This window comes from Blastopirellula sp. J2-11, from assembly GCF_024584705.1.
In the GTDB taxonomy this organism is placed as follows: Bacteria; Planctomycetota; Planctomycetia; order Pirellulales; family Pirellulaceae; genus Blastopirellula.
In genome coordinates this window covers 4,542,022-4,566,135 of the sequence record NZ_CP097384.1, presented here as the reverse complement: position 1 = coordinate 4,566,135, position 24,114 = coordinate 4,542,022, and the positions used below count along the sequence as shown (strand labels likewise).

Annotated in this window: 19 protein-coding genes; 10 read left to right on the top strand and 9 right to left on the bottom strand. The window is 56.6% G+C overall.

What is annotated here, in order from left to right:
• Positions 1-5 precede the first annotated feature (5 nt).
• The 3 genes from M4951_RS18065 to M4951_RS18055 all read left to right on the top strand — a co-directional run bounded on the left by M4951_RS18065 (position 6) and on the right by M4951_RS18055 (position 3,352).
• Entirely contained in the window at positions 6-812 is an 807-nt protein-coding gene (locus M4951_RS18065; protein WP_262023031.1) for an SDR family NAD(P)-dependent oxidoreductase, read from the top strand.
• A 154-nt stretch (positions 813-966) separates the two neighbouring features.
• Entirely contained in the window at positions 967-2,691 is a 1,725-nt protein-coding gene (locus M4951_RS18060) for a TlpA family protein disulfide reductase (protein ID WP_262023030.1), read from the top strand.
• A gap of 163 nt (positions 2,692-2,854) precedes the next feature.
• On the top strand, positions 2,855-3,352 hold the full coding sequence (locus M4951_RS18055) for a peroxiredoxin family protein (RefSeq protein ID WP_262023029.1): 498 nt from the start codon (positions 2,855-2,857) through the stop codon (positions 3,350-3,352).
• A gap of 309 nt (positions 3,353-3,661) precedes the next feature.
• Here the strand turns inward: M4951_RS18055 and M4951_RS18050 are convergent, their stop codons facing one another.
• From M4951_RS18050 to M4951_RS18040, 3 genes are all read right to left on the bottom strand, one after another.
• A complete protein-coding gene (locus M4951_RS18050) occupies positions 3,662-4,627 on the bottom strand; it encodes a transglutaminase-like domain-containing protein (RefSeq protein WP_262023028.1) in 966 nt (321 codons plus the stop codon).
• Between the two features lie 4 nt (positions 4,628-4,631).
• Positions 4,632-5,597 carry a transglutaminase-like domain-containing protein gene (locus M4951_RS18045; protein WP_262023027.1) on the bottom strand — a complete coding sequence of 322 codons (966 nt, stop codon included), beginning with the start codon at positions 5,595-5,597 and terminating at the stop codon, positions 4,632-4,634.
• A gap of 295 nt (positions 5,598-5,892) precedes the next feature.
• A complete protein-coding gene (locus M4951_RS18040) occupies positions 5,893-6,102 on the bottom strand; it encodes a hypothetical protein (RefSeq protein ID WP_262023026.1) in 210 nt (69 codons plus the stop codon).
• Positions 6,103-6,320: 218 nt separating this feature from the next.
• Between M4951_RS18040 and M4951_RS18035 the strand changes: the two genes are divergently transcribed.
• Complete coding sequence (locus tag M4951_RS18035) at positions 6,321-7,370, top strand: hypothetical protein (RefSeq protein WP_262023025.1); 1,050 nt, start codon at positions 6,321-6,323, stop codon at positions 7,368-7,370.
• Positions 7,371-7,699: 329 nt separating this feature from the next.
• Here M4951_RS18035 and M4951_RS18030 read toward each other — a convergent pair whose 3' ends face one another.
• Positions 7,700-7,936: a hypothetical protein gene (locus tag M4951_RS18030; protein WP_002654673.1), complete on the bottom strand. Its 237-nt coding sequence runs from the start codon at positions 7,934-7,936 to the stop codon at positions 7,700-7,702.
• Between the two features lie 317 nt (positions 7,937-8,253).
• Here M4951_RS18030 and M4951_RS18025 point away from each other — a divergent pair, with 317 nt between their 5' ends.
• Positions 8,254-11,256, top strand: coding sequence for a CHAT domain-containing protein (locus M4951_RS18025; RefSeq protein WP_262023024.1), 3,003 nt, complete (start codon positions 8,254-8,256; stop codon positions 11,254-11,256).
• Positions 11,257-11,263: 7 nt separating this feature from the next.
• Here M4951_RS18025 and M4951_RS18020 read toward each other — a convergent pair whose 3' ends face one another.
• Positions 11,264-12,382 (bottom strand): GNAT family N-acetyltransferase, encoded by a 1,119-nt coding sequence (locus tag M4951_RS18020; protein WP_262023023.1) that lies wholly within the window; start codon positions 12,380-12,382, stop codon positions 11,264-11,266.
• 468 nt (positions 12,383-12,850) lie between these two features.
• Between M4951_RS18020 and M4951_RS18015 the strand changes: the two genes are divergently transcribed.
• The 3 genes from M4951_RS18015 to M4951_RS18005 all read left to right on the top strand — a co-directional run bounded on the left by M4951_RS18015 (position 12,851) and on the right by M4951_RS18005 (position 17,508).
• Positions 12,851-13,792, top strand: coding sequence for an AAA family ATPase (locus M4951_RS18015; protein WP_262023022.1), 942 nt, complete (start codon positions 12,851-12,853; stop codon positions 13,790-13,792).
• A gap of 102 nt (positions 13,793-13,894) precedes the next feature.
• Entirely contained in the window at positions 13,895-15,079 is a 1,185-nt protein-coding gene (locus M4951_RS18010) for a DUF58 domain-containing protein (protein WP_262023021.1), read from the top strand.
• Positions 15,076-17,508 carry a DUF3488 and DUF4129 domain-containing transglutaminase family protein gene (locus tag M4951_RS18005; RefSeq protein WP_262023020.1) on the top strand — a complete coding sequence of 811 codons (2,433 nt, stop codon included), beginning with the start codon at positions 15,076-15,078 and terminating at the stop codon, positions 17,506-17,508. Before M4951_RS18010 ends, M4951_RS18005 begins: the two co-directional genes overlap by 4 nt.
• Positions 17,509-17,528: 20 nt before the next feature.
• Here the strand turns inward: M4951_RS18005 and ychF are convergent, their stop codons facing one another.
• The 3 genes from ychF to M4951_RS17990 form a co-directional block, all read right to left on the bottom strand.
• Positions 17,529-18,620, bottom strand: coding sequence for a redox-regulated ATPase YchF (gene ychF, locus M4951_RS18000; protein WP_262023019.1), 1,092 nt, complete (start codon positions 18,618-18,620; stop codon positions 17,529-17,531).
• Positions 18,621-18,820: 200 nt separating this feature from the next.
• A complete protein-coding gene (locus M4951_RS17995) occupies positions 18,821-19,498 on the bottom strand; it encodes a hypothetical protein (RefSeq protein WP_262023018.1) in 678 nt (225 codons plus the stop codon).
• 262 nt (positions 19,499-19,760) lie between these two features.
• The gene (locus M4951_RS17990) at positions 19,761-21,023 is read right to left on the bottom strand and encodes a hypothetical protein (protein WP_262023017.1); all 1,263 of its coding nucleotides are present in this window, start codon (positions 21,021-21,023) and stop codon (positions 19,761-19,763) included.
• Between the two features lie 170 nt (positions 21,024-21,193).
• On the opposite strand from M4951_RS17990, the gene M4951_RS17985 reads away from it, so the two are divergent.
• Positions 21,194-21,598: a VOC family protein gene (locus M4951_RS17985; RefSeq protein WP_262023016.1), complete on the top strand. Its 405-nt coding sequence runs from the start codon at positions 21,194-21,196 to the stop codon at positions 21,596-21,598.
• A 27-nt stretch (positions 21,599-21,625) separates the two neighbouring features.
• Positions 21,626-22,285 (top strand): hypothetical protein, encoded by a 660-nt coding sequence (locus M4951_RS17980; protein WP_262023015.1) that lies wholly within the window; start codon positions 21,626-21,628, stop codon positions 22,283-22,285.
• 159 nt (positions 22,286-22,444) lie between these two features.
• On the opposite strand, the gene M4951_RS17975 is transcribed toward M4951_RS17980, so the two are convergent.
• Complete coding sequence (locus M4951_RS17975) at positions 22,445-23,962, bottom strand: sulfatase (protein WP_262023014.1); 1,518 nt, start codon at positions 23,960-23,962, stop codon at positions 22,445-22,447.
• Between the last annotated feature and the right edge of the window lie 152 nt (positions 23,963-24,114).

The following is a 24,114-nucleotide window of genomic DNA, read 5'->3' as shown; positions in this document are numbered from 1 at the left end:
CCGCTATGACCGATCCGCAAGAAAAACTGATCGCGCTGTTTGGCAATCCGCAACCGGTCGCCGTCGTTACCGGCAGCGGCGCCGATCGCGTCGGCAAAACCGTGGCGCTCTATTTGGCCGATCATGGTTACCGCATTGCGCTGCACGCCAACTCGTCGCTGGACGAAGCGGAAGAGACGGCCGCGATGCTGCGCGAGCGCGATATCGAAGCGAAGGCCTTCGTCGCCGATCTGGCGGATGAAGCGGCCGTTCACGCAATGTTTGACAGCATTCATTTCTACTTTGGGCGGATCGACGTGCTGGTGAATACCGCCGCGATTTGGTCTCCCGTCCGATTTGACAAAGTGACCGCCGCCGACCTGCGCCAACAATTGGACGTCAATACGGTCGGTACGTTTCTCTGTTGTCAGGCGGCCGGTCGGCGAATGATCGACCAGCCGAAAGGGGGCGCGATCATCAACATCGGCGATTGGTCGATGGTGCGTCCTTATCCCGACTATGCGAATTATTTTCCCTCGAAAGGAGCGATTCCGACGATGACCCGCAGTTTGGCGGTCGAATTGGCGGCGCGCAATCCAGGGATTCGCGTCAACGCGATCTTGCCGGGCCAAGTGATGCAGCCTCCGGACGCATCGAAGGAAAAAATCGCGCGAGATATCGCCAGAACGCTGGTCAAACGAAAGGGAGAACCAGAGTTCTTAGCGCATGCGGCGTTGTTTTTGGTTGAAAATCCCTTCGTGACGGGGGTTTGCTTGCCGGTGGACGGCGGGCGGACCATCTTCGCCGGCAATGAATTTGGTGCTAGCAGTTAGTCATTTCCTCGCGCAATTGCAGAGTTTTGCGTGAAAATCGGCGCTGCTTTCATGTCGGCATTCTCTTAGAATCCCGCACGATGCGACGCTTGGGTCGCTCTTTCCAAACGGATGTGGACACGACTCCCGCCGCGTTTTCATTGAGGCATGTTCGATGCGAAAGCTAAACTTCCTACCTTGGCTCCCCACCTTGGCCGTTTGCAGCGCCGCTTGCACCCTGTTGAGTTTCGCCGGCTGCGGCGGCGGCGACGCCGTGCCGACGGCCAGCGTTCCGACTGCAACGCCTGACGCCGCTGCTCCCACCGAAAATTCAGCTGCCGCCGCGCCGCCGAAGACCGTCAGTCCGGCTCAGGTAAGCGCGCCGATGACCGGTAATCCGGCCGCGACCGACAACCCCAATACCGGCGCCGCCAATCAAGTCGCGATGAAGCAGCCCGACGCCGCTGCTCCCCAAATGCCGCCGCCGATTTCGGCCGCCGAACTAGATGCGGCCGTCGACATCAATAAGATTCCGCAAAACGACCCGGTCGAGTTGCTGAAATATATGACCGCGGTCAGCGAAACGAACTTCCCCAATACGGCGTCGCAAACCGAACTGCACGCGTTCGCGAACAAGGTCTACGGGAATATCATGGAAGCGGCCGATCGCTTGCTGGCCATTCCCAACGCGACGTCCGATCAGCTCCGGGATGCGTTGCAGTTCAAGTTTCACGCTTACGAAGTGTTGGCGCAGATCAATCCAGACCAGTCTGAAAAGCTGATCGCTGAGCGCACCGCGCTGGCGCAAAAGCTGACGCAAGATCAGGATCGCACGCTGCGGACCTTCGGCATGTTGTACATGTTTGAGTACATGCTGCAAGATTTCGCTTCTGGAAAGCAAGACTTGGGCAGCATGGTCAAAGAAGACGCATTGGCGATCATCGGCGACCCGGGCGCATCGATGCAGCATTTAGAAGTCGCGATGAATGCGGCCAACGTCTTCGGCCAGATGGGGCATTCGGACGTCGCGGTCGAAATTTTGAGCACGGCTCGTCAAAACTTCGCCAAAAGCCAGGACAAACAGTTGGCCGAAGCTTCGGTCGGTTTGGACGATCATATTTTGCAGTGGAAAATCTTCGGCGCGATGATGGACGCCGCCAACGGTGACGATGTCCGCGGTCAAGAAATGTTGCAATTGATGCAGCAATTGGTCAATTCGTTCGGGCCAGAATCGGTGGAGCCGGTGACCACGATTCAAGCAATCGAGCAAAAGATGGAAGAGTTCAACCGGATGGAGTTGGCCAAAGCGGTGAACGATCTGTTGCTGAACAACTACAGCAACCATCCCAACAAAGAAATCGCTGCGGCGATTATTGAAAGCGCAACCAGCGCCAACAAGCGTCTGGCCTTGATTGGCCAACCGATGCCGCTGGTGGGCGCCAATCTCGACGGCACGCCGTTCAACTGGGCCGATTATCGCGGCCGCTATGTGCTGATCGATTTCTGGGCGACCTGGTGCGGTCCTTGTTTGCAAGAGATTCCGAACATCCAGGAAAACTTTGTCAAATACCGCGAACGTGGTTTTGAAGTGGTCGGCGTCAATTTGGACGAAGATCCGAAGGCGCTCGAAGCGTTCTTCGCAAAACGGCAACTTCCTTGGACCACGGTGATCAGCAACGATCCGAACGCGACCGGATTCAACAATGTGAACGCGGTCCACTGCGGCGTAGATGGGATTCCGTTTCTCGTGCTGGTCGATCCCGAAGGGAAAGTGATCGAGATCAACCCCCGCGGCGAACGCTTGGGCGAAGTGCTGGAGAGCATCTTTGCCCAACAGGCGCCTGCGACCGGCGGAGCCGCCGCCGCGAGCGCCAATGCCGGCGCCGCGCCGATTCGTTAAGAATCGCACCAAAATAAAACTGTCCAACGTAAAAACGGAGCCTTTTCGGTTCCGTTTTTCTTTTTTCGAACCGGCTGCGTTGGATCGCCTACAATGAACGGATAGGAGTGATGGATAGAATCTGTCTCGGGCAAACGCACTCCACATTCAATGGGAGCACCTCATGAAAACGTCTCTATCGATTGCATCTCTCTTGTTCTCAGCGCTGTTTGTCGGCGTACTCTCGGCCGAAGAATTGAAGGTCGGCGCCGTCGCGCCCGACTTTGAAGTCGAGACCGTGAACGAAGCGATGATCAAGCTGGATGACTTCCGCGGCAAGAAGTTGGTGCTCGCTTTCAACCGCGCCCATTGGTGTCCTTACTGCATGAAGCAAATCAAAGACATTCAGGCCAACTACGACAAAATTCAAGCCGCCGGCGCCGAAGTGTTGGTGATCTTCCGCGAAGAAGAAGATGGTGAAAAGGGGTTGGAGCAGGTGAAGAAAATCACCGGCGCGAAATTCCCCCTGGGATTAGATCTGACGGCGGTGCAAACCAAGCAATACAGCGCAGAAGGGTTCACCACTTACATCATCGACGCGGAAGGGAAGATTGCGCAAGTGTTGCCCGGCACGAAACCCGATCGCCCGCTGGCGAATAAGATCTTGGGCGCCTTGAAGTAGTCGATTCATCTTCGTATTGCGAAACGCAAGGTTTGGAGTTGCGCTTTTTAAAGTGCGCTATTTTTGAAACAGACCATGGTTGGCCCGGATAGCTCCGCTATCCGGGCCGACGAAGTCGGTAAGAGGCATTGCTCCGCAATGCGCCTATAATCGGCTGCTTTCCATGCCGTTTGAAGAGGCCTGCACACCATGAACGGTGAGCTTGGTCTTGATGCCTCTTACGGCTGCGCCGCCCCGATAGTGGAGCTATCTGGGCCAACCAGGAAGATAAGCGCACTTCGGGCTATGCAGAGACGTTGGGGCTTGCGATCAGCGCGGGGGCTCAACGCCGGGCGGGGGGAACCATTGGACGACCGGCGGCGTGGTTCCCAGATAGTTTTTCATCTGCAGCGTCGGCTTGACATAATGCTCGGGACGACGACTTCCCTGAACGCGGAAGTTGTCCCCTTTCTGCAAGATCGGACGGGACTCGGGCGATTCGCCCAGCGGAAACTGATTGGTCATTTCGGCGATCACCCAATGAGGCTCGCCGAGCGCCGAGTTGAGATAGACCTCGGGATAGCAATGCCCCGGCACCCAGACGGTGCGCGCCGGGATTTTGGCCGCTCGGCAAAGTGCGATAAATAACGCGGTCATCTCTTCGCAATCGCCGCGACCTTCTTCCAGCGCCGCGACGGCGCCTTTGAGCGGGCCGTTTTCGTATTGGACGTGCTCATGAATGTAATCGTAGAACGCCGCGAGTTTGTCCCAGTCGGTTCCGCCGGGAGGCGTGAGTTGAGCGGAGAGCTTGGTGATCTTCGAGTGGTTGCTTTCAATCGCCGGGCCCGGGCTCAGATAGATGCGCATGCTGCGATCCAGATCACGCAGCGCAGGCGCCGTCAACTTCTCTGGCTGGGACGGCATGATCACGTTGCGGCGGGCGACTTCGTAAACCAGGATCGCTTCGGCGTCTTCATGCGGCGAAAGGGCTCGCACCAACACTTGGGCCTGTTTCGTCTCGCCGAGCCTATCAAAGGTGATATCCTGCTCGCGGACGTTCTTGAGACGTTTCTCAACCAGGCGAACCGTTTGCTCGGGCCAGTCGGTCGGAACCGGAAACGTGGCGACAATCCCTTGGGCGAGACCAGAAACGTTAAGCTGGAACCCGACTTCGATCTGTTGCACCGTGACGTCGTCCCCGGTCAACATTTTGCGCTCGCCTGCTTTTTCGAACTGCGCTGCAGCCGTCGCCGCGAGCGCGATCCAAATTGCGAATCCGGTTGTCAACGTACGCATCGAACTAGCTCCCCGGCTCTTCGCGAATGAAGGTGACATGGGGTTTGCCGCCGTTGGGGCTTTTCTTGCCGGTCAAGTACTCGGCGACAAAACGAACCGGTTCGTTTTTCTCCGGCACGCGAAAGCTGTCCCCTTTTTGCAAGATCGGCCGCGGATCTGGCATGAAGCCAAAGGCTCTTGTGCCGGCGACTTGCGCCGGATACCAATGGCCTTCTTCGTCGGCGTCTTCTAAGTAGAACTCTGCGTAGCTGCTGCCGGGGACCCAAACCGTGCGAGCAGGAACATCCGAAGCGCGGCAGAGCGCGATGAACAAGCCGGTCAGATCTTCAAAGTCGCCGGTTCCTTTCCGCAGCGCGGTGACGGCGGTGGTTGATTTTTGGCTTTCGTACGAAATGTTATCACGGACCCAATCGTACAATTTCTCCACCTTTTGCCAGTCTCCCTCGACTCCCTCCAGAATCTCGCGGGCTTTCTTGCGGATCGAGCTATGCCGCGATTCGATGCTGGGGCTGGAGCCAAGATAGCGACGAATATCGCTCGGCGGGCGTTTCGGAATTTTGACGCCGGTCAGATCGGCCGGAGGCTGAGCCGAGCGAACTTCGACCTCCAGCGTAATCACGGCGCCGCCGGTCTCGCCGCGCCGAAGCGAAGGAATGCTGACCATCATCTGCTTGACCGAATTCTCCAGCATGCGATAGCCGATACGCGATTCGGTCGAAACTTCTTCTTCGACCAGGCGAACCGTTTGCTCGGGCCAATCGGCGGGGATCGGGATGGTGCCGTAGAGACCGACGCAATCGCCGCCGACCGCTTCGATGGTCATGCCGACCTGATAACGGCTGGTGCGGGCTTCTCCCAAAATCGGCGCGTTTTTGGATTCGGAAGGCTGCACCTTCTCGAACTGAGCAAACAGTTGCGTCGTCGCCAAAAGCAACATCATGACGGCGGCCAGCGGAGTGAGTTGTCGCACCAGGACACCTCTTTCGGTAAGATTCTCAGAACAGGGAAGCGTGCACGATTGGGAGGAAGTTACTAGTTGATTGTAATTCAGAGACGCTCTACGCTCAAAATTTGCCGTTGCGGCCGGTGGTGATTCGACCGAAAAGAACCCGCGCAAGTAGTGGTGATGCAGATTGCACGGCAGAAACGGCTTAATCGGACCATTCGCTCAAAGAAACGCTCCGGTTCGAAATGAAAAACGCCTTCGCCAGACAGTGCGTCTCGCGAAGGCGACGTTGAGCGGAAAGCCTGGTACGGCGTGACGCTTAGCGGGGGGATGGCAGGATTTGGGTGGTGGCGCCAGACGGCTGCATCAATACGCCCTCATCGTAGGAGGGGTACGAGGAAACGGAAGGGCCGGAAAATTCGGAACCGCCGCAGCACGGTTCGGACTGACGCCAACCCATACCGCTGCGACAGCCAACAACCGCCACGACCAGCATCGCGCTGGAAAGCAACAGCATGGAACGTTTCATTGCAGAAATCCTCCGCAAATGGAATGTTGGCGAGTCAATAAACATACGTGTTCGAAACTGTGGGTACGCAACACTACACCAGGAACCATGATGTGCAAACGCAACGCGCGAAAAATTCGCAACATTCAAGTTGCGACTACACCACGACCCCCTTGCTAGCCGACAAAGGGACCGTAGTCGATTTATTTTCACTGTTAAGCACCGCTCGTATGACTGCCATGCCCCTACGATCCTTGCCGCTGCGACAATCGTTATTATCGATTCTCGGCCTCTTTGTTTTGGCCGTGATTGCGACTGCGCGCCCCGCCCAAGCCGACTTCCGCGAGAGCGCTGGCGGCTATTGCTGTCCCAACTATCAGGAAGCGATTCGACCGGGGGACGAAGTCTATCTGATCTCGACGCGCTGCTTGCCGAGCGGCTGCGGATTCGAGTTGCCGGTAGAGCGGATGTCGGTGCAGCGTTATGACGGCGGACTTGGTTGGGTGGAGTCGTCCCTGGAAGAAGCGGTCGCCGGCGATGCGTTTGATTGCACGTCGGTCTTCGTCCATGGCAACTGGATGGATACCTGGTGGACGAAGCGACGCGGTTGGGCGACGTATCACGAGCTGACCCGCGACTGGGAACCAGAGCGTCATATTCGCTATGTCATCTGGTCGTGGCCGACCCAAAAAGACGCCAAGTCGCTGGCCAGCATCCGCCGCAACGCCGAACGAGCCGACTCTGACGCTTACTATCTGGCCTGGTTTCTCTCGCAGTTGCCGGCCGACGAGCAGGTGAGCATCTCGGCGTTTAGTCTCGGCGCCCGCGTTGTCTCCGGCGCTTTGCAACTGCAAGCCGGCGGAATGGTGAACGGCCGCGTCTTAGAAAACCGCACGACCATCGATTATCGCGTCGTCTTCTTCGCCGCGGCGACTTCCAGCGGTGCGTTTTCTCCTTATTGCCGCAACGGAGATGGACTCTCGCGCGTCGAGAAACTAGTGAACTACTACAATAGCGCCGATCCAGTGCTCAAGCGGTATTGGCTGGTCGCAGGTCGCGGCAACAAAGCGATGGGTTATGCCGGCGCCGGCGGACTGTCGAGCGAAGGCTGGAGCAAAGTTCAGCAGTACAATACCGCGCGGTCGATGGGGAAAGAGCATGATTTTAACCAGTACATCTGCAACAGCTGCATCATGACCCAGGCCCGCGAAGTGCTGCGGTTTGGGGATGTGACGCCGACGCTCGAACCGGTGGCCGAACAGGTGTCGACCGAAGAGCTTTCGCTCTAGTAAACGTTGGGTTGCCCGGACAGTTCGTTCAGAACTGGCCGTGTTGCTTTCGCAACAAGATGCTGCGCCATCCGCGTCGATTTCACGTTAGACAGCCCCCTTCTACTTTTCGACTCGCCGTCGAAGTCCAGTTTTGCTCTTAACATTTGCGCATAGGTAAGTTGAACTTGCTTCTCAGCCGGATGATGAGTCATCTTGTTGCTGTGGCAACCCGACCAGTCTTGAACAGACTGGTCGACCACCCGGGGATTGCCCACCGCGCAGCAAAACGCCGTGCTGCGAGTTTCTCGAGCACGGCGTCGGTGGTTCGGATTCGTGGGGAAAGGCTGTTAGTAGCCTTCGCCTTGCAGTTCGGCCTGTTCGGCGAGGGTGGCCTGCATTTGATCCGCTTCGCGCTGCAGAATGAATTCTGGGCCCTTCGGATAGTACTGGACGTCGTCCGTCATATAGTACGGGCTGGGAAGCGTTTGACCGCCGACGTCGATCTGGCAGCCGGTGGCGGCGGCGGCGATGACCGTCATGCCGCAAACCAAGGCGGCCTTCATCCAGGCTTGTCGTTTGACCATTTTGGGAATACTCCGCTGGTTGTGCGGTCCGTTAAAGCGGCGCCAAACGGCGCCGGTGATGAATCTAGAGCAGGGAGACTCCGAGCCGGTTCTCGGTATTATCGCCACTATCCGTATCGTCCGAACCGGAGGGGATACTTAAACCGATTAACCCGAAAAACCGGTTCATTTTCCCAGATGTCCAGCGGGACCGACGTAGATTTGCAGTCTGTCCGGCCTCAAATGCCGCAATTTTGTGGGGTGGGAATAGGTAATCGTTTATAATGAAATGACTTGCGCACGCTCCCCAACTTATGCTAGCTACCGGGAACTACTTCATGACATCACGGCCCCTGACCGGTTGGCTGATCGCCTGCTCTCTCTTTTTTGTCGCCGTCGGACCTGCGGGATCGCTGCTAGCGCAGCGCGGGGATTCGACTAAGCCGAACAACGCATTCTTCTTAGGGTTCTCGCCGCTTTACGCCGGCGACTACAAAGAAGCGCTCAACGTCTTCGACAACGTCTCGTCTTCTGCGGTAGTCACGGCCAATGGACGATGGGTCGATTCGATCTGCTTTGCGACGATGCGCGGAGAATGCTACTACCAGATGGGCGCCAACGCAAAGGCGCTAGAGCAGTACAACGCCGCCGTCCTGCTGTATTTGCAACACTCTGACTGGATGATGCGGCTGAGCACCGACACCGTGGTGGCGATCGGCCCGGTCAACAATGATCCTCGTTCGTCGATTACTTGGGGACCTTCGGCCCGCACGACCGCGATCGGCAAGTACCCGGAGACGATGCTTTCGTTGCAAGGGAATAGCCCCGAACAAAATCGGAACGTGGTCAACAACGGCGGCACGTTGATGGCGCAGCAATACCATCCGATTCGGGCCAGCGAGATCGCGCGTTGCCTGGCTTTGGCGATTAGTCGACGGCGGCAGATTCTGGGGCCGCTCGGCGAGAACGATCCGCTCAACAAGAACCTCATCACCGCTTTGCAGCGCCGCCCGGCGCCGCCGAACCATTGGTTGGGCGTCTGGGTCGATATGCAACTGGGACTGGCGCAAGCGACCGCCGGCAAACTGCAGGATGCGATCCCGACTATTCAGCGCAGCCTGACGATCGGCGGACAATACGATCACCCGCTGACCGCGATCGGCTTGTTGGAACTGGGGCGCCTTGCGCTGGAGCAAAAAAATCTGGAAGCTGCCGAGACCTACTTTGTCGAAGCGACCTATCCCGCCATCGCATTTGGCCAATATGACATCGCCGCCGAAGCGTTCGCCCAGTTGGGAAGCGTCCACCTGATCAGCAAGCCGAACCAGATTTCCAAGTATCTAGTGACAGCGGCCGCGTGGCGCAACTTTGGAAAATTTAACGTCTTGAAGGCGACCGTCTTGATCGCTTTAGCTGAGCACTATTCGTGCGCCGGAGACGTCAACAAAGCAGGCGCCGCGTTGAACGAAGCGCGCCGCGCGATGAATCGGACTGGCATGATGACCGGTCGCATCGGCGCTCGCTACGCTTATCAACTGGCGCTGATGGAGTTCCAACGAGGCAACATGATCGCCGGGAGCGCGTCTCTCAATGATGCGGTCCGGATCCAACGGGTCGCGTCGCTCCGGATCTTTCAAACGATTTTGACCAACGAGTGGTTCGCCGCCAACGTGCTTACCGAGCGGGGCGCCCAATTGTTGTATGACAATTTGTTGCGTGAGCCGACTGACACCGACTGGGCGACTGATCCGTTAGACACGATCACCTATCAGTTAAATCCAAATGGAACGGCGCTGGAGCGTTGGTTCTATTCGGCCTTGGAACGGAAGCAGCCCGAGTTGGCGTTGGAAATCGCCGATCGAATTCGCCGCATTCGCTATTTTGCAACGCTCCCGCTCGGCGGTCGCGAGATGGCGCTTCGCTGGATTCTCGACGCGCCGGAGACAAGCTTGTCGACCGACGCTCGCTTGCAACGTCAAGATTTGCTCACCAAATATCCGGTCCTGAAAACCGCGCTCGACCGAACGGAAGAGATCCGCAAGCAATTGAAAGAACTTCCGCCGCAAGCGATCGAAAAAGAACAATACTTCGCCCAAGAAAAGCTGCTGGAGCAACTGGCCGAAGCGACGATGGCGATCGAGACGAAGTTGGGGGAAGTGTCGCTGCGTCGCGATCGCAGCACGTTTCTCTTTCCTCCGTTGCGAACGACCAAAGAACTGCGAGAGAAGCTGAGCGATAAGCAGGTGGTTCTGGCCTTCTTCAACTCGTCGGGCGGCGTCTACGCGTTTTTGTTTACGAAAGAAGATTACGTCTATTGGAAAATCGAAAATCCTAACGATCTGAAGAAGCAAGTCGTCGAACTCTTCCGCTCGATGGGGTTGTTGAAAAAAGATGGGCCGATTGATGTCGCGACGCTTGAAAACGACGCATGGAAGGCGAACTCGGCGAAGCTGTTGTTGACGCTGATGCCGACACTGAAAGCGGGATTCTTTGACAACTATGAAGAACTCATTGTCGTGCCAGACGGACCCCTGTGGTACGTGCCGATCGAGATGCTTCATCTGGACGATGGGGCAGGCGGTTCGCTGCCGCTGACCGAAAAAGTTCGGATCCGTTACGCTCCGCTTGCTTCGTTGGCGGTTCCGGATATCGAAAAGCGACGACGTCCGCTCCTCTCGGCGATCGTCTCGGGACGGCTCTATGTGCGCGACGACACGGAAACGACCAACTACTACTACGACAAGCTGTCGCCGGCGTTCGCCGCCGCGGCGCGATTGGATAAGAAGACGCCGGGGCCGACCAGTTTGCTAGGGAAAACCTGGGACAATCTCGTGGTGTTGGATGATATCGAAGATCTCGAATCGCTGCCTTACGGTTGGTCGCTTGCCCAAATTGATCGCGGCAAGCCCGGTAGTGACCTGGGAAGTTGGTTTCCCTTGCCGCTGGCGACGCCGCAAACAGTCTATTTGCCGGGCTTTCATACCGCGGCCGAAGATAGTTTGAAGCGTGGGGGCAACGGGGATGAAATTTTTGCCGCCGCGATGGGAACTTACAGCGGCGGAACGCAGACGTTGGTTCTCAGTCGCTGGCATAGCGCCGGAGACGCGGCCGTTCGAATGATAGCCGGCATTGGAGCTCGCATTGATCGTTTGCCGGCGAGCCAAGCTTGGCAGGAAGCGATCGCCGAAGTTCGCAGTTCGCCGCTCGACGCAGCACACGAACCCCGGTTGCGCGTGCTCGGAGAATTGAAGCCGCCAGAGACCGCGGATCACCCGTTCTTCTGGGCCGATCTGATGGTGATCGATTCTGGTATCGTTCCGGAAGAAACGGATGCGCCGTAGCCGCAAGCTATTCGAGCGATTCCGGTTCGGGATTGCGGCGAAATTTTAACCAGCGATGCAGACGAAGCGCCTGAGCTCGCATCATCCATTGCGAGTGATGGCAGATCCGATAGCTCATCAACAGGTTCGTCCGCCACTTCGCTTTCGTTTCCAAGTGATTCGGGCCAATGTCAATGCGGCGTTCCCCCAGAGATATGCTGTCCATAATTCCATGGGCGTACTGCAAAGTTCCGAGGCCAAGTGCTTGGAGATCTGGATCGTGGCCGACACGCATCGCCTGGATTTCTCCCTGGTGATGGTACTTGTAGCCAAAGGCGGCCATTTTTCCTTCATAAAGCAGATAACCGATATCCAACATGCCGAGCCGGGTCGCGGCCTCGTGGGTATCACGAAAGTAACCTTGGACCGCTTCATGCGACAAGGTGGTGCCGGATTCGGAGGAGCCTTGCCAGCTTCTCGCGGCTAAGTCGCGACAGTCTTCGAAGATCGACCAACTTTCTTCCAGCGATCCCTTGGGCTGTGAATCAGGGCGATAACGAATAAACTCAATCCCGGACATTTCTCCCCGGCGGAGCAAGCGGCGCACATTTTGACGAAATTTTGGTTTGCGCGTCTCGAGATAGCTCTCCCAGGTATTCGGCAGATCGACAATCGAGATTTCTTTCCAAGGCGTCACCAACGACGACATGCCAGCCAGGCGAAATGCGTTTTCGGTCCGTCCGCGATCAACCGCTTCCATTTCGATCCAGCGAAGATCGAGCAAATCCCAGTCTCGCCTGGATTGGGCCAAATAGCGGAGGCCGATGGCCAAAGTTGCGGCGCCGTTACTGCCGATTGGTCCGTAGTAAGAACCCCAGTCGGCCAGCGGATAGGTAAGAACGCGAAACGAACCGAGACGCGTCTGCTCGCGTCGGACGACTAACGGCAGAATGCCAATCGGTTCACCGGAAGCGTAGACAAGCAACACACGCAGCCGCTGGTCTGCCCCAAAATGTTTCCAATAGGCGCATAGCCATGCATAGGTCTGAAAGAACGTCGCTCGCGGCATGCGGAGAAAGAGTGTTCTCCAGAGCGTCGCATAGGCGGCAAGTTCACTGAGATCGTTGATTTCGACCACTTCGGTCATCGAGTCAGATTCCGGCGTCAGGAGATGAGAAGCGAATTACAATGAATTGCAAATCCTGGGCCGGCGGCAAGCCCAAACGGAGGCCGCATCGACAAACATGTGTCGTATTAGGAGATTACGTCGAAATTAGACGCTACAAATCCATATTTTCCGTGTTGAAGAAAGGAAACGCTTTCCGATTGCACGATGCGGCATTACGACCCGCAACAGCCCGTTCTATTGGGGATCTTCGGGATAGATCGAAAGGGAGGGGGAGCGAATCAAGTGTCGAATGTGCGTGATATGCGAATAATGTTGAATAATCCCCCCGTCTAGCTGGTAAAGCGGTAAGCGGTGACACGCAGTGGAATTGCTGGTTGCGCATCGTTGCGCACTCAGCAATTCTGGATATAATGGTCAACAAGTGGGCGGTCGTACCCACAACTTGATTTGCAATGATGTTCACAACGGCCCGAGAAGGAGCCCTGAATGCCGGCGGAGTTAACGAGTCTCGTCGCGGAACTGGAAAACAGCATTTCCCGCGTCGTTCTAGGCAAGTCAGAGGTCGTGCGTAAGTGCCTAATTACGCTTCTCGCAGGCGAACATCTGCTATTAGAAGACGTTCCTGGGGTAGGAAAGACTTTAGTAGGCAAAGCGCTTGCTCGGAGCCTGGACGGCGATTTCTGTCGTCTGCAGTTCACGCCCGATCTTTTGCCGAGCGACATTGTCGGGTCCAACGTCTTCAACACCAAGACGCATGAATTTGTGTTTCATCAGGGGCCCATCTTTGCGAACATCGTGATCGCCGACGAAATCAATCGGACGTCGCCACGGACGCAAAGTGCGCTGCTAGAAGCGATGAGCGATAACCAGGTGTCGGTCGACGGCGTGACGCATGATCTGCCGACGCCGTTCATGGTGATCGCGACGCAAAACCCGTTCGAGTTTGAAGGGACCTACCCCCTTCCCGAAAGCCAACTCGATCGCTTTTTGATGCGAATCTCGATGGGCTATCCCGATCGCGCCGCAGAGCGTCAGATTCTTGAGACGCATCGTCGCGGCGAACCGGTCACCGAATTGACCCCGGTCTTACGCAGCGATCAGATCAAGCAATTGCAAGCTGCGGTTCGCGAGATCGATATGAACGATTCGGTCCACGAATATTTGCTTGATATTATCGAAGCGACTCGCGACACCGATGACTTGCAAGTGGGCGCTAGTACGCGAGCGGCGATCAGTCTGTATCGCGCAGCGCAAAGCCTGGCGATGATTGAAGGACGCGAGTTCGTCGTGCCGGATGACGTGAAGCAATTAGCCGTTTCGGTACTCGCCCATCGCGTCATTCCCAAGGGATATCTCCACGCCGGTCAACGCGAAGCGGTGGAGACGATCGTGAGTCGAATTGTCGATGAAGTAGCGGTTCCAACCTAAGTCGGACGATAACGCTAGTGCTAGCCGACCGATAGTGTTCGACCATCCCTTTCAAACGCGCTTGAGGAGGTACGAATGTCGTTCTGGAGCAGACAGGGCTCCATGATCACTCGCGAAGGAACTTACTATCTCCTCGTGATGACGTTCATTGTGGTTGGCGCCATGATCCGCAACTTCCAGTTGCTGATGGTCCTCGCTTGCATGATGGTCGGCCCCTTGCTTTATAACTGGCGCGTCGTTCAGGGAACGTTGCGCCGGCTCAAATTCTCACGCAAACTTTCGCACTCGGTTTGCGCCGGCGATCCGCTCTTGGTGGAGTTGCGCGTTGAAAACCTGGGTCGGGGTTCCGTCTATGCGATCGTCGCTTGCGACGTGATCGAAGCGGTCGACGGCCCGAAGATCGGCGAATCTTGCGAGGTCGAAGTATTTTTCGCTCGCGTTCGCAGCGGCGTTACGGAAACGTCCACCTATCGCGCGCGGGTGCAGCACCGCGGTCGATATCGGGTGGGGCCCTTAGAAACGTCGACGGCGTTTCCCTTGGGACTGATTCGTAACACGCTTAAGCTTGGCGAAATTGACGACTTGATCGTCTATCCACGGATTGGACGTCTGACGCCTGCTTGGCGGCGTTTGATTCAAGATGATCGCGCCGGCTACGCGGCAAGTCGCCGAACGCACGGGTTGCATGAGGGAGATTTTTACGGATTGCGCGAGTGGCGAACCGGTGACCCGAAGCAATGGATTCACTGGCGCACCACCGCCAAACGTAATCAATTGGTCGTACGGCAGTTTGAGAAACAAAGTGAGCAGGACGTCACCATCATTGTCGACGCTTGGGTCTCGCCGCAAGCGACTTCCCAGGAAGAAGCCAGCGTCGAACGAATCGTAAGCATGGCGGCGACTGTGGTCGCCGATCTCTCTGCGGTCGGAGGCTGTCAAATGTATTTGGCCTGCGCCGGCGCCAAAACAAAGAGTCTGCATGGTTCGGTCTCCCAGGCGTTCGTTCATGAAGCAATGACGATTTTGGCCGAAGTCACGCCGGCGCCGCACCAGTCGATCGATGGTTGTCTGCTTGATGCGCTGCGCGTCGGTCGTACAGGAAAAGTCGTCCTGCTCAGTTCTCGCAATCTGGAGTTGTCGGACACCAACACGTTCCAAGAAGTCTGGAACGATCATAAAGTGCGATCCGAAATTGGACGCGTGATTTGTCTGTCGGATGCACGGGATGAGTTGGCGAATCTCTTTATCGATGGCGCCCAGATCAGCGCCGCAAAGGAGTCGTCATGAAGGTCGAACGCTTACTGCAGATTAGCGTCGCTATCCTCGCAGCGCTGGGAGCGATGTTGCTCGGCGGAGGCGAAACGGACGACGCCGCGTTGCCGATCGCCGCGGTGTTGGCGGCGTTTATTTCTGTTTATGTGACCGATATTCAGCGCTGGTTCAGCTTGAATCGAAATCTGGCCAATGTCGCGGCGTTATTGGCGGTTGCATTTTCGATTTCCGATTTCTGGCCGGGCAACAGCACCGAAAAGCTGCAAGCGATCGCCAAGTTGTTGATTTACCTGCAGATCGTGCTCTTGTTTCAACGCAAGTCGACGCGCGTTTATTGGCACTTGTGCGTCCTTAGTCTGCTGCAAGTCGTGGTCGCCGCTGCGCTCAACTTGAACGTTTCGTTCGGCTTTATGTTGGTCGCCTATATGTTGGCCGCATTGACGACGCTCAGTCTGTTCTTCATCTATCGCGAAACGGTTCGCGTCGACCCGATTTTAAAAGCGGAACATGACGCGATCGACAATCGTCCGGTCTTTGCGCTTTTCAGCTCGCGCGATGAAGGAGGGGAAGGAAGCGGCGTTACGACCGAAGCGGTGCTGCTGGAATCGCGCCTGCCGAAAAACCTGGCGACCGTATTTTCCAGCTGGCAAATGTTCGTTCAGGTTTGCAAGTTGGGGATCGTTACGCTGATCGCTACGGTTGTCTGCTTCTACGCATTTCCTCGTCCCAGTCGCGATTCCTGGGGAGGCGGCTTAGCCGGCGGGCTCCGCGAAACCGGCTTCAAGGATCAGATCTCGTTCGACCGAATGGGAAGGATTCTCCAAAGCGACGAGATGGTGATGCGGGTCGCATTCCGCAGCCCGGTGTCTGATTCTCCCAAAGAATCGCCGCTCGAGCCTTATTTTCGCGGCACGGTGCTGAATCGCTATCAAATTCAGACTTCCAGTTGGATCACCACCTATTCGCCGGATGACGAAGGTGCGACGCAGTTGCCGACGCCTCCGCCGGGCGTCGAGATGGTGCGGCAATTGGTGGTGCTGAATCCACGCACGCGTCTGGTGCAAACAGCGCACGGACACTTGCTGTTTAGCGTCTATCCCGCCTATCGCGATCAATTGACTTCTAGCCAGGTCATCGACGATCAGATGGCCGGATTTTTGTCATACGCGGCGGCCGATGCGCTCGGATCTAAGCCGTCGCAGTACAACGTGTTAATTCCCTGGCGTCCCGCCGAACTCGAAAATCGCTTGCTGGCGTTGAACAGTCGCGACGAGGACAAGACGAAACTCGATTGGCGCACGCGCAGCTATCTGGATTCGTTGGAGAAGGTAGAGGTTTTCGCGTTCGGGCAATTGCAACAAACGACGCGAAGCGTCGTCGAGAACGCCAAAGTTGATCCGAAAAATAACTTCGAAGTAGCCCAGGCGATCGAACGCTTCTTCACCGACGAAGGGGGCTTTTCGTACACGTTGGAAATAGATCCGCGCGTTCGCGATCCCAACCTTGACCCGCTCGAAGATTTTCTGGTCAATCATCGATCGGGGCACTGCGAATATTTCGCCGGAGCAATGGCGCTGATGCTGCGCTACCAGCGGATTCCGTCGCGCATCGTCGTGGGATACAAAGGAGGCGAATATAACTCGGTCGGCAATTACTACGCCGTCAAGCAAATGCACGCGCATGCGTGGGTCGAAGCGTATATTTCGCAGAAAGATTTGCCGGAGTCGGTGCGTGAGAATTATCCGACCGGCGCCTGGCTCCGATTGGATCCAACGCCTAGCGGCGAAACGGAAGTGGTCTATGAAGAGAAGGGGGGGATGCTGAGCAAAGCCCTCGATTGGTTCGACTATCTCGAACTGATGTGGCGCGACTACGTGGTCGAAATGAACTCAGAACGCCAAGAGAACGCGATTTACAAACCGTTCACTGATCGCATCTGGCGACCGCTGGGCGATTGGTTCAACTACGAGGAATGGCGCCTGTGGGTGAAAGAAAAAGCGGCCACCGTCGGCGTTGACGTCGAAGGGGAGTGGTTCAGTTGGTACATGAGTTTGCTGACCATCTTTTGCACGATCGCCGGGTTCGCCATCTACCAAGGTTCGCGCTGGCTGATTCGTCGTTTTGGTCAGCCGCTGTGGCGATGGATTCGTCGACAATTGCACTTTAACCGCCACGGCGTTACGTTCTATTTGCAACTTGAACGCCGCCTTGCGAAGCGAGGGATGCGACGCTCCCCGGGGCAGACTCCGTACGAGTTTGTCGATTCGCTTCGTTCGCGTCTAACGCCGGGTGCGATGGACGCAATCGCGCCGGTCGTCGAAGCGTACTATCGCGTCCGCTTTGGGGGGGCTGTCCTCAGCGATGAGGCGCTTTCCGGCATCGAGGATCGACTAACGACGCTCCAGGTGGAGCTCGATCAACTCGATCGTTCGCCGCGATTCTAGTAACCGCCAGGCGGAAGCGATTAAACGTTAAACAAGAAGTGGCAAACGTCGCCATCTTGCATGACGTACTGCTTACCTTCGACGCGCATTTTGCCCGCGTCGCGGATCGCTTTTTCCGAGTGCAATTGCTCCAGGTCGGCGACCGAATAGGTTTCGGACCGAATGAAACCGCGTTCGAAATCAGAGTGAATCACGCCGGCCGCTTGCGGCGCCGTCGCTCCGACCGGAATCGTCCAAGCGCGGACTTCTTTTTCACCGGCGGTGAAATAGCTTTGCAAGCCGAGCAGCTTGTAAGCGGAACGAGCGAACGTATGCAGCGCCGGCTCGGTTAAGCCAACGCTCTCGAGCATTTCCTGGCGATCGGCGGCGTCCAGTTCGATCAACTCCGCTTCAAGTCGAGCACAAACCGGAACGACTTCGCCCTCTTCTTCGGCAGCGCGAGCGCGGACTTTGGCGACCAAGTCTCCTTCGCCGGTCAGATTGTCTTCGTCAACGTTCGCCAGGTAGAGCACCTTTTTGGCGGTGATCAGTCCGAGTCCGCGAACCCGCTTCTCCGTTTCTGGATCATGAAATGACATCGAGCGGACCGGTTTCCCTGCTGCTAGGACGGCGTAACATTGCTCGAGCAATTCGACGCGTGCTTTGGCCTCTTTGTCGCCAGAGCGGGCCGACTTGGCGGCACGATCTTTCGATGATTCGACCGTCTGCAAATCGGCCAACATCAGCTCGGTATCAATCGTTTCGATGTCGCGAATCGGATCGACCGAACCGTCGACATGGATCACGTCCGAGTCGGCGAAGCAGCGAACGACATGGACGATCGCGTCCACTTCACGGATGTGCGAGAGGAATTTGTTCCCCAAGCCTTCTCCTTCTGAGGCGCCGCGGACGATGCCGGCGATATCGACCAATTGCAAAACGGCCGGAATCACCTTCTGCGTCTTAATGAACTTCTGAATGGTTTCCAGACGCTCATCAGGGACCGGAACGATCCCCACGTTGGGCTCGATCGTGCAGAAGGGGTAGTTCTCGCTGGCGATGCCTGCGGCGGTCAAAGCGTTAAACAGCGTCGATTTACCGACGTTGGGAAGACCGACAATTCCAGCTTCCATAGCAGGCTGACTTCATAAGCAGAGGGACGGAGTGAACTGTGCCGAGTCGTAGATTCTACCCAAAAATGCCCCACCGGTAAGCAGTGCTGCCGGCCCGGCGATTGGAGCAGCCGGAAAACGAAAAAAGCGTCGACCGGGCTCGATCGACGCTTTTTCGCGAATTTCGTTTTTGTGCTTCGAGGGATGGAAGCTGCCGGCACCTAGTAGGAGCCTCGCCCCAAATTTCGGGGGTTACGATGACTCGCTCCGCTCCGGGTCGTCATCGAGGTCGGGTAAGTCGACGTCTCGTAGGAAGGGGTAGAGTAGGTCCGCCGGCTCATCGTTGTGGTCGGGCTGCTTTCATAGATGATCTCGCCTTGTTGCGGGGAGGCGTAATGCGGAGTTGCGTCATGCGCGTGTCCGCCGCAGCCGCAATCAGGGCCGCAGTCGCCGCCGCACGCATTGCCGCAAGTACAGGCGTTTCCGCCACAAGCACCGCAACCGCATCCGCGATGACCGTAACGTACGCCGGCCAAGCCTGGGTGACAGATCCGACCTGGATTGGGACCGATCCAGTTGCCGTGGCAATCGCAAGGATCACACTTCGGGGGATCGGACCACCATTCGCCCCAATAAACTTCGTCGCCGCAACCAGCGCCGCAAGTCACTTTCTTGTGTAAACAACTCAGCAAAACTTTGGGCGGAATCAACGGCAGACACAACTTGAACGGTGCGCAGCCCTTGTTGCAGGTCGGACCACAAGTTGGTCCGCAGGACGCGCCGCAAGCGTCTCCGCAGGGCGCCGTCGGCATAGGGCCATAGGATTGGCCCGACGCAAACGGGGTCGAACCAAGGACGATCGCCATGCTGATGATGGCCACGATTGCTGAAAGTCGCATCGGAGAAATACCTCTTTGCTGACGGCGGGGGAACGGGCGCGTTCGATCACGGCGTAAATTCCGTTACCATCTCTATCGGCGTTACAATTCCGCCAATCGAGAAAATCCGCACAACCGGCAAAGTTTTCCAGGTAGGTTCCGCTAGCAGCGGGGGGAGTTTATCGAGCCAAGAAAAAGTAAAGGCCGTCGTGTGGGGCAGGAACACGACGGCCCTAAAAGAAAGGGCGGACCCTCTCTTTTTGTAATTTATTGATAGGTCAAGTTATCGGCAATCGGTCGGTTGCGGTTGATCGCAATTTGCAATTTCCTCAAGCTCTGCTTTGCGCGAAAAAGGCCAGCGCCGGTTTTTCCATAGATCCCGGATTTTCGTTATCGCCGACCAGTCGGCGGTTTCTCCTCCCAAGATCTGCGCCAGCGTTTCCTCTTGCCCGCGATAGCCCGGCGGGAAACGCAAGATGACGCGCGATCTCTCTTCCTGCTTTTGGACCGCCAGCGATGATAGCGTCCCCTTGGCGATTTGCAGGTTCGTCAAGTCGACGAGATTGTCGACACACGGCCCGATCAAGAATCGCCGGTAGCGAAAATGCCAACCGTTTTCTTTTTTGACCAACTGCCCCAACGTGAACCAGGGAGTCCGCGGCAAGCTGACCACCGTAAAAGCGGTCAAAGACGTTGTCTCCGGCGACAGCGGATAGCGACGCCAGGCGATCAGATCCCAACTGATGCGCGCGCTCAGCTTGAGCGCCTGTAATGATCGGTTAAGCGTTAACGCGGCGATGATCAATATCGGCAACGCGAACATCAATCCAAGCAGCGGATGAATCCAACACAATACGTACATCACCACAACCATCGCGATCCGCGAAAAACGGAGCGTCGTATCGACCAGCGGGAACGGGGAGAGGAGGATGATCACTTCAACCAGATTGCCGAAGATCCAAATCGCGGCATAGAAGCCGAGCATCACAACGATCGTCAGGTAAGTCAAAAACTTCTCCGCCAAACTCGGATCAGTTCCCAGATCGGCTCCTAGCAAATAGATGATCAGACGAAAGCCGAACAAGAATCCAACGAAATGAAACAGCGACCCCAAGACGTCAAGCGGCGTCTTCAAATAACTAGCGAACGTCAGAATCGTGTCTTTTAGGATCACGATCAAACTGCAGATGGCGGTGATGATCCAGAACCAGGGTTGATAAAAGAAGAAGAGCTCGCCGCGGTCCGCCGAGTCGGTCGTGAAGTAGACGATCGGACCGGTTACAGACAACACCATCAGTGGTGAAAGTCCCGTCGCAGTGACGCCGACCACATTCTCCATGCCGCTGGTCAACAGCCCTGATCGGCGGCGGCCAAAGTATTGCGAGAGCACATGCGTGGGCGATGTGTAAAGTGGATCTGTACGATGGTCAGAATGGACTTCCCCCGGTTGTTCAACCGGGACCAGCTCCCCAGGGGCTGGTTCGGCTGCTTCCGCTGATGTCGCCGCGGCGGCGAATATCAATAGCGTCAAAAGAATCGTCCGCATGACTTTTCACTTCCGACCGGAGAAAAGAGGCGCCTTATTTACTAACTATTCGTCGCGAGTTGGCGAATCTAGCAGTTTGACCCTGTTATTCGCCCCAATCGCCTAGTTATACTATTTGTCCTGCCAATTTCGCGGAATTCCGCCCGATCGATTTTACCCATTCCCGCCTTATGACGCCTCCCTTGCCGATTCGTCGGCTGCAACACATCGCTGTTTCCGCCGCCGACTCGGACAAGAGCCGTGATTTTTATCGCGACGTACTTGGATTTCGCGAAGTTGAGCGCCCGCCGTTTGATTTCCGCGGCGCCTGGTTGGTCGCCTACGGAATCCAGATGCATGTGATCGAGCGTAGCGCCGCCAACCAGCAAGATGTCGGCGCGATCGACACGCGGGCCAATCATCTGGCGTTTGAAGTGGATGACCCGACGACCATTGTCGAAATCCTACAGGCCCACGCGATCCCGTTCATTCAACGCGTGAACGCCGGCGGAATTCACCAGACCTTCTTTCACGATCCAGACGGCAACCCGATTGAGGTCGCTGTTTACCCTGCCGATCCCCCCTTTCTACCCTAGCCAAACTTTCCCCTGGGAGTCACTTTTATGAACGCAACCCGAATCGTATTTCCACTTGTCATCGCCCTGGCCCTGGTGACGGTCGCCGATCTCGAAGCGGGTATCTTTGGCCGCCGCCGCGAGCGCATTAAAGCCGAAGTATCGGCGCAGCTGCGCTGGGAAATGACCCGCCAAATCAACGCCCAAGCCGCCGCCGCGAAAGCGGAAACAACCGAGCAAATTCAAGCGGAAGCGACCGCACTGAAATCGCAAGTCGATGCGGCCCTGGTCGACATGCGCAAAGCGGCGAAATCCGCTTTGGCTGCCGAAGCCGAAAAGTTGCAGCAAGAAACCGCCGCTCAACTCGCCAAGCTCCGTAGCGAAGCGGAAGCGAAACTTGCCGCCGAGACCGAAGCGATGAAAAAGCAGATCGCAACCGCCGTCGCCGAAATCAAAAACGAAGCGAAGACCCAAATCGCCGCCGCGACCGAAAAGCTGTCAGCCGAAGTCAAAGCCGAAACGGCGAAAGTCGCGTCGCAGGTCGAAGCGTCCCTGACGCCAAAACTGCACGAAGCGATGCTGGCCGCAATCGCCGAGCAAATGCCGAAACCGCCGACCGACGAGCAGAAAGAAGAGAAGTCGGAAACCGCTGCCGTCATTAGCGGCGAAGTCCGCACCAAAGAAGAAGTCGCGACCGACGACAAATAGTCGCGCTTTTGATTTCGAATTCATCAGCCGCCTGCACGAAAGTGTGGGCGGTTTTTTGTGCGCCGCATCAACAAATAGGTGCGTCAGTCGCCAGATCTTGTTGATACGGCTGCGATCCTCTTGGTGTGGGGAGGCTGTTAACTTCAGAGGCATCCTCGCCTACCGGATCGACTCTTCCGGCAGCCCCGATTGAATCCCTTGATCAAGCGGCATTTTGTCCGGCTTGCCGGCGCCATGCTCGGCGATCAGGCGGTCGAGTTCTGTGCGGAGTCGGCTGACCGTATCTGCGTGGGCCGGGTCGTCGATCAGGTTTTTGTTTTCGCCGGGATCCGCTTGCAGGTCATACAACTCGGCCATGTGTTTGTCGGGCGATCCGTCGCCGTGCGGGTACCGGATGTACTTGTAGCGATCGGTCCGGAGCGCGCGAACGTTGGGCGTGTAGGGGAATTGCTTTTCGTAGTTGTACTCGTAGTAAAAACCGGTGCGCCAGTCCGACGCGTCCCCTTGGGCAAGTTGCTTCCAACTTTTGCCATGGATGTTCTCCAGCGGCTTGGCGCCGCAGATTTCGAGAATCGACGGAGCAAAATCGATCGTCACCGAAATGTTGTCAATCACGCGCGGCTGGTCGACTGGGGTTAGGCCCGGGTAGCGGACTACCAGCGGAATCCGAATCGAAGGCTCGTGGCCGGTTCGTTTGTCGACCATGCCATGTTCCCCTTCCAACAAACCATTGTCGGACGTGAAGATGATCAATGTGTTGTCGAGTTCGCCCCGTTCTTCTAAGAAGTCGTACAGACGACCGACGCTGTCATCGACCGAGAGAATCGTTCCCCAATAGGCGCGCACCATCCTAGCGAAGTCTTTGACCCCTTCCGGGCTTTTGTCCGGAAATTTTTTGCGCCAGTCGAACAACGGGCCATAGATCCCGTGCCAGGTATCGAGCCGTTTTTTAAACCACTCTGGTTTGTCCTCCAGATCGAAGGCGCTTGGGGGATATTCAATATCTGCCTGATCGAAACTGTGTTCGTACTTTTCCTCAGGCAGATAAAAACTGTGCGGCGCCTTGTGCCCCAGCATCAGCATCCAGGGCTTATCGCCATTTTGCTTGCTGATCCAATCTTCGGCCATGTCGGTGACGACCGTCGTGTAATACCCATCCACAACCTTGCGCCCTTGGCCGTTGAAGTTGAATTCGGTGTCGAAGTATTTCCCTTGCCCTTTGTGCGTCACGAAGTAATCAAAGCCGGGCCGCGGCTCGTCGTTATCTTCGCCCATGTGCCATTTGCCGATGTAGGCCGTTTCGTAGCCAGATTCGTGCAGACGCATCGGGAAGCTGACCAGGTTCGACGGATAGTCGGTGAAGTTGTTGACCACTCCATGCGCGTGTGCGTAAAGACCGCTGAGGATCGAAGCTCGGCTGGGCGAACAGAGCGAAGTCGTGCAGTAATGGTTCTTGAACAACAAACCTTCGTCGGCCAACCGATCGACATGGGGCGTCTTGAGATGCGGATGTCCCATGCAACTGAGCGCGTCTGACCGCTGGTCATCGGTCAAAATAAACAACACGTTGGGACGTTTTGCAATCTTGGGAGTGGTTGCGGCCTGCGGGGAGGTTTCTTGTGCCCAAGATATGGTGGTCAGAAGGCAGAGGAGAGCAACGGATGTGAGTGTTCTCATTCGATGGGCGCCTTGGAGAAATCTGGTCAGAGCAAATGGCCCGCAGGAATGGGGTGTACGAGCACTTCCAGTTTAACTTGCGCACGGCGCAGTTTTTACCCCCAGGCAAAAGCGGCGACCATTGGACGGTTCAAGACTCGCCCTGCCGCGAT

Bases quoted from the DNA above. Each gene is read 5' to 3' on its own strand.
- M4951_RS17975 (WP_262023014.1), bottom strand. From the start codon at position 23,962: ATGAGAACACTCACATCCGTTGCTCTCCTCTGCCTTCTGACCACCATA.
- M4951_RS18055 (WP_262023029.1), top strand. From the start codon at position 2,855: ATGAAAACGTCTCTATCGATTGCATCTCTCTTGTTCTCAGCGCTGTTT.
- M4951_RS17980 (WP_262023015.1), top strand. From the start codon at position 21,626: ATGAACGCAACCCGAATCGTATTTCCACTTGTCATCGCCCTGGCCCTG.
- M4951_RS18060 (WP_262023030.1), top strand. From the start codon at position 967: ATGCGAAAGCTAAACTTCCTACCTTGGCTCCCCACCTTGGCCGTTTGC.
- M4951_RS18030 (WP_002654673.1), bottom strand. From the start codon at position 7,936: ATGGTCAAACGACAAGCCTGGATGAAGGCCGCCTTGGTTTGCGGCATG.
- M4951_RS18040 (WP_262023026.1), bottom strand. From the start codon at position 6,102: ATGAAACGTTCCATGCTGTTGCTTTCCAGCGCGATGCTGGTCGTGGCG.
- M4951_RS18015 (WP_262023022.1), top strand. From the start codon at position 12,851: ATGCCGGCGGAGTTAACGAGTCTCGTCGCGGAACTGGAAAACAGCATT.
- M4951_RS18065 (WP_262023031.1), top strand. From the start codon at position 6: ATGACCGATCCGCAAGAAAAACTGATCGCGCTGTTTGGCAATCCGCAA.
- M4951_RS18005 (WP_262023020.1), top strand. From the start codon at position 15,076: ATGAAGGTCGAACGCTTACTGCAGATTAGCGTCGCTATCCTCGCAGCG.
- M4951_RS18035 (WP_262023025.1), top strand. From the start codon at position 6,321: ATGCCCCTACGATCCTTGCCGCTGCGACAATCGTTATTATCGATTCTC.
- M4951_RS18020 (WP_262023023.1), bottom strand. From the start codon at position 12,382: ATGACCGAAGTGGTCGAAATCAACGATCTCAGTGAACTTGCCGCCTAT.
- M4951_RS18010 (WP_262023021.1), top strand. From the start codon at position 13,895: ATGATCACTCGCGAAGGAACTTACTATCTCCTCGTGATGACGTTCATT.
- M4951_RS17995 (WP_262023018.1), bottom strand. From the start codon at position 19,498: ATGCGACTTTCAGCAATCGTGGCCATCATCAGCATGGCGATCGTCCTT.
- M4951_RS17990 (WP_262023017.1), bottom strand. From the start codon at position 21,023: ATGCGGACGATTCTTTTGACGCTATTGATATTCGCCGCCGCGGCGACA.
- M4951_RS18050 (WP_262023028.1), bottom strand. From the start codon at position 4,627: ATGCGTACGTTGACAACCGGATTCGCAATTTGGATCGCGCTCGCGGCG.
- M4951_RS18025 (WP_262023024.1), top strand. From the start codon at position 8,254: ATGACATCACGGCCCCTGACCGGTTGGCTGATCGCCTGCTCTCTCTTT.
- ychF (WP_262023019.1), bottom strand. From the start codon at position 18,620: ATGGAAGCTGGAATTGTCGGTCTTCCCAACGTCGGTAAATCGACGCTG.
- M4951_RS17985 (WP_262023016.1), top strand. From the start codon at position 21,194: ATGACGCCTCCCTTGCCGATTCGTCGGCTGCAACACATCGCTGTTTCC.